The organism is Serratia marcescens (assembly GCF_001902635.1).
In the GTDB taxonomy this organism is placed as follows: Bacteria; Pseudomonadota; Gammaproteobacteria; order Enterobacterales; family Enterobacteriaceae; genus Serratia; species Serratia marcescens_F.
In genome coordinates this window covers 11,185-24,921 of the sequence record NZ_MJAO01000008.1, presented here as the reverse complement: position 1 = coordinate 24,921, position 13,737 = coordinate 11,185, and the positions used below count along the sequence as shown (strand labels likewise).

General features: G+C 54.3%; 12 protein-coding genes and 1 pseudogene. 5 read left to right on the top strand and 8 right to left on the bottom strand.

All coding sequences use genetic code 11. The features are described from left to right. Nucleotides 1–150 precede the first annotated feature (150 nt). From BHU62_RS09570 to BHU62_RS09560, 3 genes are read left to right on the top strand one after another with little or no spacing between them, the layout of a single operon-like run. Nucleotides 151–1,458, top strand: a complete 1,308-nt coding sequence (locus BHU62_RS09570) for an MFS transporter (protein ID WP_073531703.1) — start codon at nt 151–153, stop codon at nt 1,456–1,458. A 21-nt stretch (nt 1,459–1,479) separates the two neighbouring features. After that, on the top strand, nt 1,480–2,244 hold the full coding sequence (locus tag BHU62_RS09565; protein WP_073531702.1) for an SDR family NAD(P)-dependent oxidoreductase: 765 nt from the start codon (nt 1,480–1,482) through the stop codon (nt 2,242–2,244). Between the two features lie 49 nt (nt 2,245–2,293). Beyond that, nucleotides 2,294–2,710: an RbsD/FucU family protein gene (locus BHU62_RS09560; protein ID WP_073531701.1), complete on the top strand. Its 417-nt coding sequence runs from the start codon at nt 2,294–2,296 to the stop codon at nt 2,708–2,710. A gap of 97 nt (nt 2,711–2,807) precedes the next feature. Here BHU62_RS09560 and umuC read toward each other — a convergent pair. Continuing rightward, nucleotides 2,808–3,815: pseudogene (gene umuC / locus BHU62_RS09555) on the bottom strand (translesion error-prone DNA polymerase V subunit UmuC); the annotation flags it as partial. Nucleotides 3,816–4,590: 775 nt separating this feature from the next. On the opposite strand from umuC, the gene BHU62_RS09550 reads away from it, so the two are divergent. Continuing rightward, complete coding sequence (locus BHU62_RS09550; protein WP_073531700.1) at nt 4,591–5,220, top strand: helix-turn-helix domain-containing protein; 630 nt, start codon at nt 4,591–4,593, stop codon at nt 5,218–5,220. A 249-nt stretch (nt 5,221–5,469) separates the two neighbouring features. After that, on the top strand, nt 5,470–6,936 hold the full coding sequence (locus BHU62_RS09545) for a C69 family dipeptidase (RefSeq protein ID WP_073531699.1): 1,467 nt from the start codon (nt 5,470–5,472) through the stop codon (nt 6,934–6,936). A 50-nt stretch (nt 6,937–6,986) separates the two neighbouring features. Here BHU62_RS09545 and BHU62_RS09540 read toward each other — a convergent pair whose 3' ends face one another. The 7 genes from BHU62_RS09540 to BHU62_RS09510 form a co-directional block, all read right to left on the bottom strand. Beyond that, on the bottom strand, nt 6,987–7,637 hold the full coding sequence (locus BHU62_RS09540) for a helix-turn-helix domain-containing protein (RefSeq protein ID WP_073531698.1): 651 nt from the start codon (nt 7,635–7,637) through the stop codon (nt 6,987–6,989). A 75-nt stretch (nt 7,638–7,712) separates the two neighbouring features. Next, entirely contained in the window at nt 7,713–8,693 is a 981-nt protein-coding gene (locus tag BHU62_RS09535; RefSeq protein WP_073531697.1) for a fimbrial protein, read from the bottom strand. Nucleotides 8,694–8,791: 98 nt separating this feature from the next. Continuing rightward, the gene (locus BHU62_RS09530; protein ID WP_236720660.1) at nt 8,792–9,367 is read right to left on the bottom strand and encodes a fimbrial protein; all 576 of its coding nucleotides are present in this window, start codon (nt 9,365–9,367) and stop codon (nt 8,792–8,794) included. After that, complete coding sequence (locus tag BHU62_RS09525; RefSeq protein WP_078062042.1) at nt 9,367–9,876, bottom strand: fimbrial protein; 510 nt, start codon at nt 9,874–9,876, stop codon at nt 9,367–9,369. Before BHU62_RS09525 ends, BHU62_RS09530 begins: the two co-directional genes overlap by 1 nt. Before the next feature lie 10 nt (nt 9,877–9,886). Further along, nucleotides 9,887–10,417 (bottom strand): fimbrial protein, encoded by a 531-nt coding sequence (locus tag BHU62_RS09520; RefSeq protein WP_078062041.1) that lies wholly within the window; start codon nt 10,415–10,417, stop codon nt 9,887–9,889. Then, entirely contained in the window at nt 10,414–11,166 is a 753-nt protein-coding gene (locus BHU62_RS09515) for a fimbria/pilus periplasmic chaperone (protein WP_073531696.1), read from the bottom strand. Before BHU62_RS09515 ends, BHU62_RS09520 begins: the two co-directional genes overlap by 4 nt. After that, entirely contained in the window at nt 11,163–13,727 is a 2,565-nt protein-coding gene (locus BHU62_RS09510; protein ID WP_073531695.1) for an outer membrane usher protein, read from the bottom strand. The genes BHU62_RS09515 and BHU62_RS09510 overlap by 4 nt, the downstream gene beginning before the upstream one ends. Nucleotides 13,728–13,737 lie beyond the last annotated feature (10 nt).

Genomic DNA, 13,737 nt, shown 5'->3' with positions numbered 1-13,737 from the left:
TCGGTGTCAGCCAAAATCAGAGGAATAGGCCGTCGCGCTTAAGGGATGCCCGCGACCTAATTAATGAGTGTCATTTCGCTATTTAACGTTCAGCTCAGGGTAATGAGCCGGGCCTCTATTATTCCGATTAACCACATTGGAAATATCAAGATGAAAAGAAGCAAGCCACAGGATATTGAACGCAGCGCTATCAGGAAGTTGACGCTGCATATTGTCCCACTCATGATCTTATTGTATTTCCTGGCCTTTCTCGATCGCAATAACATGGCCTACGCCGCCAAGGCGCTGGAGGATAACCTGGGCCTGACCGCCTCGGCCTTCGGCTTCGCCTCCGGGATTTTCTTTATCGGGTATTTTCTGTTTGAAATACCCAGCAACGCCGGCACCATTAAATTCGGCCCGCGTATCTGGTTCGCCCGAATATTAATTTCCTGGGGCATCTTCGCCACCCTGCTCGGTTTTGTACGTACGCCGCTGGAGCTGTATATCTGCCGTTTTATGCTGGGCGTGTGCGAAGCCGGTTTCTTTCCCTCGGTGGTGTATTACTTCACGGTCTTCTTCCCGGAAAAATACCGCACCAAAATTCTCGGTATGTTTATCATCGTCCAGCCGCTGTCCAACGCCGTCGGCTCGCCGATTTCCGGCTTTATTCTCAATATTCAGCATGACTGGTTCGGGTTCGCCCCCTGGCAGCTGCTGTTTATTCTCGAAGGGCTGCCGCCGATCGTCATCGGCCTGCTGATCCCGTTCCTGATCAAGAACTCGCCCAAGGACGTCGGCTATCTGAACGTGGAAGAAAAAGCCTGGTTGATGAGCAACGCCGGCCGTTCCAAATCCGGCTCTAAAATCACGCTGGCCGACTTCCTGAAAGGGATTAAAAACAAGAAATACCTGCTCTACGCGCTGCTCAACTTCGGCATGGTATGCGGCATTTATGGCTTCGGCACCTGGCTGCCGTCGATCATTACCGCCCTTTCCGGCAGCGATATCTTCCGTGTCAGCCTGCTGGCGCTCATTCCCTATGGCCTGGCCGCGCTGCTGGTGTATCCGTGGAGCCTGTGGGCCAGCAAAACCAAAAAACTCGGCGTGTTCGCCGGCATCAGCATGGTGGTCGCCGCTATCGGCCTAATGGGGGCAGTAACGTTTTTTAAATACGACCCGCTTGTCGCGCTGTCGTTCCTGTGTATCGCCGCCATCGGCATCTACACCGCCGTGCCGCCGTTTTTATCCATGCCCGCCAACATTTCCACCGGCGCGGCCGCGGCCGCCGGGCTGGCGGTGGTCAGCTGCATCGGCAATATCGGCGGCTTCGTCGCCCCCTATGCGGTGGGCGTGCTGAACGATCTGACCGGCAGCAGCGCGCCGGGGCTGTTTTTCCTGGCCTCGTGCCTGCTGGCAACCGGGTTGATCTGCATTTTCTACTGCGCGAAACAGCGTGAAGGCGTCATCAATTCTTAACGAACCAAGAAGGAGTCAATCATGGGCGATCTTGCGGGTAAAAAGGTCTTTATCACCGGGGCGGAACAGGGCATCGGCCGCGCCACCGCTGAGCGGCTGATCAAGGCCGGTTGCGACATCTATTTTCACTATCACAGCGACGAAAGCGGCCCCAAGGCGCTGGTGGCGCTGGCCCATTCTCTGGGGCAAAAGGCCGCTTACGGCTACGCCGATCTCATCGATAGCGACGAAACGCTGCGCTGCGTCTCGGCCGGCGCCGAGTTTCTCGGCGGTATCGATATTCTGGTCAATAACGTCGGCGGCATCGTCGGGCGCAAATGGTTGGGCGAGATCGACCGCGCCTTTTGGCAAACCGTGATCGACGTGAACATGACCACCATGCTGAACGTTACCCAGAGCGCGCTGCCGTTTCTGAAGGCGGCGGCAAACGGCGCCAGCATCGTCAACCTGGCCTCACAGGCCGGCCGCGCTGGTGGGCACTCCGGCTCGCTGGTCTATTCCGCCACCAAGGGCGCGGTACTCACCTGGACACGCTCGCTGGCGGCAGAGCTGGGCGAACACGGTATTCGGGTGAATGCGGTGGCGCCCGGCCTGATCCTCGGCACCCGCTTCCATAATCGCCACACCACCCAAGAATCGGCGGAGGAAACCGTTCGCGCCATCCCGCTGGGCCGCGCGGGCACGCCGGACGACGTGGCGCGCGCCATCGCCTTCCTGGCGGCGGAATACGACGGCTTCATTTCCGGCGCCACCCTCGACATCAACGGCGGCATCTACCGCATGTAATTCAGCTGCGGGCGACACGGCTGCCGCCCGCCCATTCAGGAACCGCTTTATGATCAAATCTGCCATCACCCACCCACCGCTGCTCGCCGCACTGGCGCAATGCGGGCATAAAACCCAGGTGCTGATCGCCGACGGCAACTACGCCTGCATGACGCACGCGCCGAAAGACGCCACCGTAATCTATCTGAACCTGGCGCCCGGCACGCTCGCCGCCCCGCCGATCCTGGAAAAACTGCTGGCCTGCATCAACGTGGAAAGCGCCACGCTGATGGCCTGCCCGCCGGACTTCACCAACACCATTGAAGCCGAATACCGGCAGCTGCTGCCGGAACATTGCCCGGTCGAGCACCTGCCGCGAGAGGCGTTTTACGCGGCGGCCAAGTCGGATCGGACGCTGTTGGTGATCGCCTCCGGTGAACAGCGCCGCTTCGCCAATTTGCTGCTGACGGTAGCGCCGGTAGTGTGAAGAAGCTGGAAGGCACCTTCAAAGCCGCCGGCTGGCCGGTGTTGTGGGGCAGCGGCTGGGACAAGCTGCTGCAAAAAGACCACACCGGGTTGCTGATTTACCCGCGGCGTTTTTCTTCCTTCGGTTCTACTCGCTCCCCCAGCCGCACCCGCGGGATATCCGCCAGCCGGGTGGTGTAGGCCGGCGACAGCATTTCGCGCTTCATTTGCCACGGCTTGACGATCCCCTGCCCGGCGAACCACACGCGCCCGCGCCCCTCCTGGTTCAGGCGATCGAGGGTCGCCATCAGCCGTTCGCTGTTGCGGCGCGGTGGGCAGTCGTCGAACAGGTCGATCTGCGCCATGGCGGCGGCGCTGAAATCCCCCAGCACCACGCCCCCCTTCAGGTAACGCCGCCCTTCCTGCCAAATGCTCTCCAGCGCGCGCACCGCCATGGCGATGATGTCGCGGCTGTCGTTGCTCGGCGTTTGCAGCCGGGCGGTGCCCATATTGCTGTAATACCCCTCGCCCGCCGAATGCGGGCTGGTTTTGATAAACACCGACACGTTGCGGCAGTAGCGTTTTTCCTGCCGCAACTTTTCGGCGGCGCGCTCGGCGTAGCTGCAGATTGCCTCGCGCATGTGCGGATAGTGCGTCAACCGTTGGCCAAACGAGCGGGAACAGATGATCTGCTCTTTGGCCGCCGCCTCATCTTCCCACTGCAGGCACGATTCACCGCGCAGCTCACGTATCGTGCGCTCCAGCACCACGCTGAAGGTTTTACGCGCCAGTCGGGTATCGCAGTCCGCCAGCTGCAGCGCGGTGTGAATACCCATCGCCTGCAGCTGGCGGGTCATGCGGCGGCCCACGCCCCACACCTCTTCCACCGGGATCAACGCCAGCAGCTTGCGCTGCCGCGCCGGATCGGATAAATCCACCACGCCGCCGGTGCCGCGCCATTTCTTGGCCGCGAAGTTGGCCAGTTTGGCCAGCGTTTTACTCGGTGCAATGCCGACCCCGACCGTTAAATGCAGCTCGCGCCGAATGCGATCGCGCACCCTGCAGCCGAACGGTTCCAGCGCTTCGCAGTGCGCCACACCGCCCAACCGCAAAAAGGCTTCGTCGATGTAAAGGAAAGAAGATCTGCCATGGATATGCAGTTAGGCCAGGTATTCCGAGATGCAAGCTTTGAGTTCCCATGTCCATAGTAAGAAGCCCTTTTTCAGGAAATAGGGCTAATGAGGTCCATACCTGGAGTTCTACGTCAGCACCATCGAAATGTTCAACCTGTGATGACAAGATGATCTTTCAGAACTTCCGTGCTTCCATCTGCGCGCCTTCGCCACCAAATGAGACTGTCATTAACAAAACACCAACAACAACCGGCAGTTATCCACCAGGCGACAGGCCGGCTAAAACAGCGAATTACCAATGAAAAAATCAAAAAATCAGTCATTGCGACTTAATTTGCGCATGTAAAAGCAGATTATTCAATATAAAAACACAATTTTCAAAACACAAACATTCACTATAAAGAATATTCTTAATATATTCCCATTCCGGGCCAACAGGCATTGTTTGATGATATCGACAATATTGGATAGCTCTATACCAAAGCTCACATTTAAGGCAAATACGAATGGTCATATCCACTAAACATGAACCTCGAAGATACCATCGTCCTCCGTCAAAAAATAATAATGACAAAGGGTGTGAACACCCTCCGGTAACAACCTGGGAAAAACACCTTTCTCACCGTAATACGTGGTTGGCAATCATACTCTTTTTTACCCTTTTTTGGACTGCAATAATGACCGCCTCCATCTACATGGCTTAAATAACAGCCAACGCACTTACTTGGGGTGCCAAAAAAATCGCCATTAATAGAGAAAAAGTCAACGCATGAGCGGGTTGAAAAAACCAGAGAATGCCTTTCTGAAGTTAGTTGAAAAACTGGCACCGCTGTCAGAGAAAGTCGCACCGTTCGAACAAGGGAAATCAACAGCAGGGCTCACCGCCGTTAATGACACAGAGTTTGCAAAAATATTCTTGCTTGACTGCGGTTATGCCAATCTCAGAAGAGTGGACGATGGCTTAATCATGGCTACGGTGTTCGCCCCATATATATTGGGTTTATCATTTTATCCTGGCTCAGAGATATTTTATACTATTGAGCTGGGGCCACACAGCTCGTTGCGCCAGCTGCCCAGAGTACATGCTCTCAATGCGGTGAAAAAATACGACTTACAACGCGAGTGGACAAACATTGCCGCCTATAAGATGGCCTTTCTTTACGCCAGAGACCGTGACATACTGCATCATCGCCCACATGAGGTTGTTTGCAGGATGCTAACGCGGTTGATGAGCCTGCCTCAATACTTCAGAGAACATATCTCTGCGATAAAATATATAGAGCAAAGGACGGTGCTTTCCCGCAGCAGCATTCAGCGCGTACTTTTTCAGCTTAAAAAGCGCGGGCTCATAGAGATAACTGATGGGAGATTAGAAAGAATAAATCAGTTACTGGATTAATAAATACGCCACCGCCTCCTGGTGGCTAAAATCGTGAAGCACCCATTAAATTACCTTTCCCGGCCTAAAAACCTCGCTAGCAATAGGATGTTAACGTAACGTTTAATTCTTGATTCATTAAACTAATGTAAATAACAAAATTCTTCTTACAAATAATAACACACTCTCCCATTTGTTATTTGGCAACCCACACCAGAATGACATAAAGTTATACAACACAATCATCATACAAATAAATTTGGAACAGTCATGAAAAAGTCATTTATCGTATCAACGCTCACATTATTGATTATGGGTCAAGCACAAGCCTGCACGACTATTCTGGTCGGAAATCAGGCGACAAATGACGGTTCATTTATTATCGCTCGCAACGAAGATTATTCGGCGAACAATGCTAAACATATGCTAATCCATCCTGCCGTACATAATCAGACCGGTGAATTCAAAGCGCACAGTAATGACTTCACCTGGCCTTTACCACAGGATGCCTTACGCTATACCGCCATTCATGACTTTGATACTCACGACAAGTCCACCGGTGAAGCCGGCTTTAATTCGGTGGGTGTGGGCATCAGCGCAACAGAGACCATCTACAATGGCCAACAGGCGTTAAAGGTCGACCCGTACGTTGAAAAAACCGGGATCACCGAAGATGCTATTCAAACCGTGTTATTGCCGCAGATCCACAGCGCCCGTGAAGGGGCGGAATTATTGGGCAAGATTATCGAACAAAAGGGGGCCGGTGAAGGGTTTGGCGTAGCCTTCGTCGATCAGCATGAAGTGTGGTACCTGGAAACCGGCAGCGGTCACCAGTGGATAGCCGTTCGCCTGCCGGCAAATATGATGCTCATCAGCGCTAATCAGGGGCGTCTGCGCCATTATGACCCCAAAGACAGCGCCAATTATATGGCTTCACCGACGCTGATTGCCTTTGCCTTACAACATCACTTATATCATCCTCAGGACGGAGCATTTGACTTCCATAAGGCCTATTCGCAGGATCTGGCCAACGACGTGGTTTATAACTATCCCCGCGTGTGGACGTTACAACATATGTTTAGCCCACATCTCACGACCACTATCGATGACGGCAAGGCTTTCCCGGAATTCCTGCCACCGGCCAGTAAGGTGACAATCGCTGGCGTTGAACAGGCGTTGCGCAACCACTATCAGGGCACCGGGCACGATCCGTATGCCAACAATAATCCAAAAGAACCTTATCGTCCGGTCTCCGTCTTCCGTACGCAGGAATCGCATATCCTGCAGGTGCGGCCTGGTTTACCTCAGGCCATTGGCGAAGTGGAATATGTGGCTTACGGCATGTCTGATCTCAGCGTTTATCTGCCTTATTATCAAGGGATCGCGCATTACTTGCCGGGTTATGAAAAAGGAACCGATCGTGCGAGCGGCGACTCGGTTAACTGGAAATATCGCAAGTTACAGACCCTGGTCATGCAAAACTACAATGCCTATGCACCGGATGTTCAGCGCGCCTACCACGCGTTTGAACAGCAAACCGCGCAGCGCCAACACACTATGGAACAAACCTATTTAAAACTGTATCAATCACAGCCGAAACAGGCGCAAGCTTTGTTACAACAGTTTGAAGATCAAACGATGCAAGACGCCCTGACATTGACCGATACATTGACGAATCAGGTCTTCACTAAACTTACCCACGATACCGATATGAAATATCACTTTGAAGGGGCCTGATACGGTGCCCCATTTCAGCCAGGTTGCGGTATCCGCAACCTGGATTTACCTTACTCGCTGATCGAATATTTCCTGGTGCTCGGCAACACCGTATCAACCAGAAACCCCTCTTGTAAGGTAATGACGCTTTCCTGCCGCAGCCGCGACAACACACGTTGAATACTGCTTCTGGACAGGGTGGTTCGCTGTTCAATAAACCGTGAAACGGTGATCGTATCCCTGAACTCTCTCGGTATCAGTGCAAAACGCTTCAACATGCTCAACACAATGTCATTGGCATTACTCTGCTGGATAGCCCGATCCCGCTCATAGAGAAACGCCATCTTGAAAGAAATGACCTGCATCATTTCCCGGTGGAGATCATGCCTGTTCACCTGGGCAACGGCTTTCGTTCTGGCAACAGAGAGCAACGTACAATGCGGCCCCAGTTCAAAATAGAAATGTGCCTCCACCCCGGGATAATGCGCCAACCCTATCACATCGGGTGCAAAAGCCGTGGCAACGACCAGTCCGTCTGGCTCACGCCGGATATTCACGTAGCCGGCCTGCAGCAAATAGATATTGGCGTATTCCTTGTCATTACGCAGGATAAACCCATCCGTCACGCCTGCGGCGATAATTTCATCAATTTCCTGAGCGTAGGGCGCCAACGCGTCGATTAGGGTATAAAGGGCCTGCTTAGGCCGCATCATTAAAGACATGGATGACTCGTCATACAATATGGAGTGAAGACGGCGACATTATCCCGCCTAACCGTACACTCCACTATCAAAAAATTATTGTTCAGTGACGATCAGCGTCGCCGCTGCCGTGAAATCCCCGGTCGGGATAGCCTTGTTGGCAACGGCCGGATTTTTTAGCACATAGAAGGTCAGCGGTTTGGATGCCGACCCCGTGACGGGGAGAGAAAAGGTATCGTTATTACTCAGCGGGCTCCCATCTTCCCGAATATTCACGCCCAAGGCCTGATTCGAGGTCGCGACCTGATCATTCGCCCAAGAGGTGGGCGTCATGCTGAGGCGTATCATAAAATCATGAGGGGTCATATCCTGACATTGAATGGTCAACGGCCACACCGGGCTTGCCTTGCCGGGCTCCGTGCCTATGCTGTTTCTGTCAATCTCGCCCAACTTCACCACCATGGGCGCTCCTCCAGCGACGGTGCAGGGGGCTGGAGGGGGCGGGATAGGTATGAACGTATCGCAAGTAGTCGGATTTGGAAAAACTCCACTCTGTGTGTTCCAGGGAATAATGGAACCCGTCGTACCGTAGGTACGCAGAATCGCCACCAATGTTCCACATGCTTGCCTACCATGTTTCGTATAATCTGCCCAAGTGGGCGCTTCTCCACTCGATGTAAAGGGGGAAGCACCGCCAATTCTCGTCACCAGATTGTCAAAAGTAAAATTATTATGCTGAATTTCGTCGGAAGTGAACTGATATGTATTGCTTGCCGGTCCGATCGTGCAATTTTCGATTCCCCCAACCGGACTGCCATTCTTAAACGGACAGACATAGTAGGCAATCGATGCGCCATATGGTTTTTCTGTACGCAGGTCAATCTTCGTTGTGGCACCGCTTTCGATCGTCCCCAGTGTATACATTTTACTTCCCGAGCAGACATTGCCCGGGCAGCTCACCTTGACCCATTCTTTGGCCTCAACACCCTGAAACGACAGTAAGCCGAATACTGCCAAAAATAACAAAACGCTTCTTTGAATACGCTGTTGTTGCTTGTTTCTCACCACGTTAACCATATAAAAACCTTAAATATAATCACATTTTCTTACGCACCCGCTGTGACACACGCCCCATCCTTTCCGGTCTCTCTTTGCCCCTCAACGGTGACGCTGTTTCATTCGTAGTTGAGGGTGAAAGTGGCAACGGCTGTAAATGGGCCTCGGGTGATCGTATGGGTGCTTAATGCCGTCGGCTCGCCCTGTATATAGCTCTTAAACGCCAACGTCGTGACTCCCTGAACCAGCGGTAAGACGGGGGTGGCTTTATTGATCGGCAAAGACGTGCCATCCGGCAATGCCATGCCAATGGCAATACCGCGCGCCGAACCGGCACTCAATGCCAACATGCCCGGTAAAGCTGGATCTTCCGGTCCACTAAACATCACCGACACCGTATTACCCAAGCGTAAATCACACCCCCGCAACCGAATCTCAAATAACTGCCCACGAGTGCGGGTATTGCGGTACAGATACTTGTCGACCACATTGCCAAAATCTAACGTGATATGCGCAGAGTCGGGATCCAGCGAGCAGGGATCCGTCACCAACACGCCATTGAATGCCAGGTTGTTATCCCCTGCCTGGGCAGCCCAGACCGCTGGGGACAACATGACGCTGATAAACAACCACATCAGCAAAAGATCCCCATAATGCCAACCTTTACGCAGACATATCGCCAGGTTACCCGCCATTATTCATACTCCGCCAACAGCGTTGCCGTAGCTTGAAAGCGCCCGCCAGTCAGTGCGATGCCTGGCGCTTTAACGGGTACCGCTTCCAGCGGCGGCGGATGATCAACGTTGATGAGCAGCGGCGTGTTGAGCCGCATCCGTTGCCCGTTTTGCCGGATAAGAATACCCAGACCGTCAGCATTGGTGGCCAGCACGACGTCATCAAAGCCGGCGGCTGTGCCTTTCACGCTAAGCATGAGTCGGCCACCGGGTTCCGGCGCGTCGCAAACAATGCTGTACGGCACACTCTGTTGGTAACGCTCTCCATCCACCTTGAGAACGCCCACATTGCCAAATGCCACGTCGATACGCCGGTCGTTATTGATATGGCAAGGTTTTTTCTTCAACACCCCGGAGAATCTCACGGTCAGCTGATCGCCGGTTTGTTGCGCCAAGACCGGAGCGCTTACAGCAACCAACAACATCATCGTCACCGTTGACATCACGCAGATCTTTGCCAAGACAGTCATAAATACGCCCTCAGTTGTACGCCACCTTCAACGTAGCACCGGCGGTAAACGCCTGCCCATTTTGAAACGTTGCGCCAGCTTGTTTGACCAACTCCACCTCCAACTGCGGCGGGCTGTTGGGATCGATGTCGAACCACTGGTTAAGCGATTGGGCATCGCCATTGTTGAGCAAACGGATCCCCAGCCCAGCCGCATTGGTCTGCAGCAATTGACTGTCGAAGCTTGCACCATCGCCGCTTAATTGCATCTGTATCGTTTTACCGTCCGGATCGCCCTGGCAGGTCAGTGAAAACGGCAGCGGTTGTTTATCCCCCCCCTTTCCAATCTGGCTGATAAACACATCGCCAAAACCCACATCGATAGTGCGCTGCCCATTGAAGGTGCAGGAAGCATTCACCACGACCGTGCCGGAGATGTGAATATCGACATTGCCGGGAGAGCCTGTACTTGACAGGGCGGTGCCTGTCAGCGCCCCCCATCCCAGGCAAGCCCACGCAACGAAACGGCCACAGCCTCCGAGGTTCTTCACATCCCGCTTCATCCCGCCTGACTGTCCGTGACACGGCAATGCCCGCTTTGACAACGGAACATCAGTGCCGGCCGGCCGCCATAGTCATTGATGTAACGCAATACCGGGGTGTCGCCCAGCTGCACACTGCGGCTGCCAAGCTCGGCGCTGTTTTTCGGTGCGACCATCACCGGTTTGAAGTCAGCGATCTCCTTGCCGCCCCTACTCGCCGACGCACTCGCAAACGTGATGAAATATGGAGTCGGATTGTTCACCCAATAGACATCTCCCCGACGGGTCAGCGTCAGCTTTTCTCGCCATAATTTTTCCATTGCCTCTCCAGACTGGATTAACGCTTTTGGCCGGTAAAACAGTTTGATGCGCGTTTGTAGCGCAATTTGCAGGGTATTCGGTTGGTTGCTCCGCGGCGGGATCTCCCTCAAGTTAAAGTAAAACAGGGACTCCCGATCTTGCGGCAACTTTGCGGCTGCAGGGGTTGCCTGGATTTTAACCTGACTGCCGGCGCCCGCCTCCACACGCTGTAACGGGGGTAAAACCATCAACGGCGATTCGATTTTTTTTCCGGCGCTATCTTCAATCCAGCCCTGCGCCAGATAGGGCAGCGTCGTGTTTTCGTTGCGGATACTCAGACTCATTGATTTACCGGCGCCGTCAAAAATAACGCGAGTGCGATCCAAGGCGATGGCGGCATGACTCTGTTGCGCGATCAACATACCGCTCGCGATAACCGCCACGGCCAGCAGACTTTCCTTTCGTTTCATTCTGTTGTTTTCACCTTATGTTCTCGATTATTCAGAAAATGGGATTGGCTTTTCACTGCCGCTTCCTGAGCACGACACGGCAGCAACAAGTTTGACGTTAGCGTTGCCGGCAACGATGCAGGTATATGGATTTGGCATTGCACGCGGCCATGCCAGCGAACCGCCATCGACTCTCCGGCCCGAATGCCGGTCAGCCAAACGCTGCCGTCATCGTTGACGATCCCGGTTTGAATATGATTGCGGTTGAACACCGTGGCGCCAAAAGGTGGTGCAGAGCCATCCGGTAAACGCAGCGTTGCCATCGCCTTTTCTCCGGCCATGACGCTAAATTTCCGGTAGCCGATGGCCCCTTGCGTCAGCGTTCCCTGCACGACCGAACGCAGCGCATCCACGTTATCCGCCAAATGGTTGACATCTATCTTGACGGTATTGCGGTAATAACTGTTGATATCGCTAATCACCGCCTTACCAAACGCATTGGTACGCGTGATACCGCCGTACCCGCGAATTGGCACACCACTGACGCCATCGGTATCGACCATCATGCGGGTACCGCCCAGCGTATTGACCCGATGCAACGCGGCCCCCTTCGCTGTGGCAGTCATTCCTCCCTGGGCGGACAGGCCAATTGAGCTGTACTGCCCCTCTTGCATACTGCCGTTTGCGATGATCTGCGCACTGTCGCCATCATGCGTAAAATAGCCGCTGCCCGTGGTGGTACCCTGAGTGCCTACGCCGGCACTGAGGCTGTAGGCGTTGTTGTCATCAATACGACGGTAGTAGCCGACGCTATGGCTGCTGCCACCCCGGGCATATTGGGTGTTGTAACTGAGCGAGCCGGCCGTCCCCCAGGGCACGGTGATGTTCATATACATGCCGTCGTCACGCCGGTTGTTGAATACGGTGCGATACGCCGATAGATTCAGGCTGACATTGTTGAATACGCCCATATCGAAGTAGCGCGACAACGACAGGCTGTAGTTATCGGCAGGCGGCCGTGTCCAATAGGTCTGATGGCTGTAGTTTACATAGGCGCTCACGCCCAAAGAGGTGAATTGTTTGCTCAGCGACAGGGTGTACTGTGCCTTGTTATTGTTAACGTTTTGCCCGCGATAACGAGTATCCAGATATTGTGGCAGGCTCATAAAACTGCGCTGTGAAAAGCGGTATCCGGCAAACGTCACCTGGCTGTCGTATTGATCAAAACGTTTGGAGTAGCTCAAGCGCCAGGAGCTCCCCTGACGCGTCCCCTGCATCGGCAAATCGGCGCGCGACTGCGTGGCATCCAGCGATAGCGCGCCTAATGCCAGCAGATCTCGGCCCACCCCCATCGACAATGCGTTGTATTCCCCGGCCAGCAGCGAACCGCCATACAATGACCAGCCGTTGTTGACGCCCCAGGAGAATTCGCCTGCGGCAAAATTCGGCCCTTTCCCCTCATGCCGATAAGTGGACGGTTTACCTGCCGAAAGCGTGTAACGCACCAAACCGGGGCGGGTCAAATAAGGCACATTGCCCGTATTCACCTGAAAGGTACGTACGCTGCCATCCTGCTCGGTCACCTTGACATCGAGCGTTCCCGTCGTCGCCGCATTCAAATCCTGGATCAGAAACGGCCCGGCGGGAACCTGAGTTTCATACAGCACCCGCCCCTGCTGACTTATCGTCACCTTGGCATTGGTCTTGGCGACGCCCGTCACCTCCGGCGCATAGCCGCGTAAATTTGGGGGCAGCATATTGTCATCGGAGACCAGGCTTGCGCCCGTAAAGCGAAAACTGTCAAACAGGCTGGAGTCGAGGTAGTTTTCCCCCAACATCAGCCGGGCGCGTAGCGCGGCGACCGCCCGATACATATAAAAACGATTCCAGTCCCATTGTTGCTGCGTGCTGTTGGCCTTACCGGTCGTATGATCGTACTGCCCCTGCCAGTCGGCACGCAGGCGCCAGGCCCCCAGGTTCATGCCCGCAGTCCCATTGCCGCTTAACGATTGGCTATCCCGTCCCTGCGCCTGGCGAGTGTTCAACGCGTTAAGGTTATAGTCGAACAAAACGCCGGGAATACCGTTGTCCCAACGCGAGGGAGGATCCCAGTCATCCGCGACGTATTCCAGATAAGCTTGCGGTACGCTCAGCGACAACGTGCCGCTACCCAGATCGCCGCGTGCCTGGCTGCCTTTCAGCGAGGTCAGATTGAGACATTGCCCCTGGTGCCACCAAGTCAGTTGGCGTTTTATCGATGCTTTCAGGCCCAGCAAATTGACCATCTTCGGCGTCAGACATGCCTCGCTGCCCTTTGGATCGCTCGGCGGTGGCAAAAACGTCACCGTTTGCTCGGCCAGATCCTGGTTGTTTAAACGCAACGCCATCGGATAGCGGCCCGGCATAATATAACCGGCACGGGCAAACTCACTTAAATCGACCGTGGCACGATCTCTGGCATCCAGCACGTCAGTGTTGAACTCCACATTGGCTGCTGCCCAGCCTGGCACCGGTATACACAGCGGAAACCCCATCAACAGGCCGCAAGCAGCCAAATATCGTGCTGAAAACACCCTTCCCATCCTCTTGCCG

What these genes read in the sequence shown, in the direction of transcription:
- BHU62_RS09570 (WP_073531703.1), top strand. Translation starts at nt 151, where the DNA reads ATGAAAAGAAGCAAGCCACAGGATATTGAACGCAGCGCTATCAGGAAG.
- BHU62_RS09540 (WP_073531698.1), bottom strand. Translation starts at nt 7,637, where the DNA reads ATGTCTTTAATGATGCGGCCTAAGCAGGCCCTTTATACCCTAATCGAC.
- BHU62_RS09520 (WP_078062041.1), bottom strand. Translation starts at nt 10,417, where the DNA reads ATGAAGCGGGATGTGAAGAACCTCGGAGGCTGTGGCCGTTTCGTTGCG.
- BHU62_RS09525 (WP_078062042.1), bottom strand. Translation starts at nt 9,876, where the DNA reads ATGACTGTCTTGGCAAAGATCTGCGTGATGTCAACGGTGACGATGATG.
- BHU62_RS09545 (WP_073531699.1), top strand. Translation starts at nt 5,470, where the DNA reads ATGAAAAAGTCATTTATCGTATCAACGCTCACATTATTGATTATGGGT.
- BHU62_RS09560 (WP_073531701.1), top strand. Translation starts at nt 2,294, where the DNA reads ATGATCAAATCTGCCATCACCCACCCACCGCTGCTCGCCGCACTGGCG.
- BHU62_RS09510 (WP_073531695.1), bottom strand. Translation starts at nt 13,727, where the DNA reads ATGGGAAGGGTGTTTTCAGCACGATATTTGGCTGCTTGCGGCCTGTTG.
- BHU62_RS09515 (WP_073531696.1), bottom strand. Translation starts at nt 11,166, where the DNA reads ATGAAACGAAAGGAAAGTCTGCTGGCCGTGGCGGTTATCGCGAGCGGT.
- BHU62_RS09550 (WP_073531700.1), top strand. Translation starts at nt 4,591, where the DNA reads ATGAGCGGGTTGAAAAAACCAGAGAATGCCTTTCTGAAGTTAGTTGAA.
- BHU62_RS09530 (WP_236720660.1), bottom strand. Translation starts at nt 9,367, where the DNA reads ATGGCGGGTAACCTGGCGATATGTCTGCGTAAAGGTTGGCATTATGGG.
- BHU62_RS09565 (WP_073531702.1), top strand. Translation starts at nt 1,480, where the DNA reads ATGGGCGATCTTGCGGGTAAAAAGGTCTTTATCACCGGGGCGGAACAG.
- BHU62_RS09535 (WP_073531697.1), bottom strand. Translation starts at nt 8,693, where the DNA reads ATGGTTAACGTGGTGAGAAACAAGCAACAACAGCGTATTCAAAGAAGC.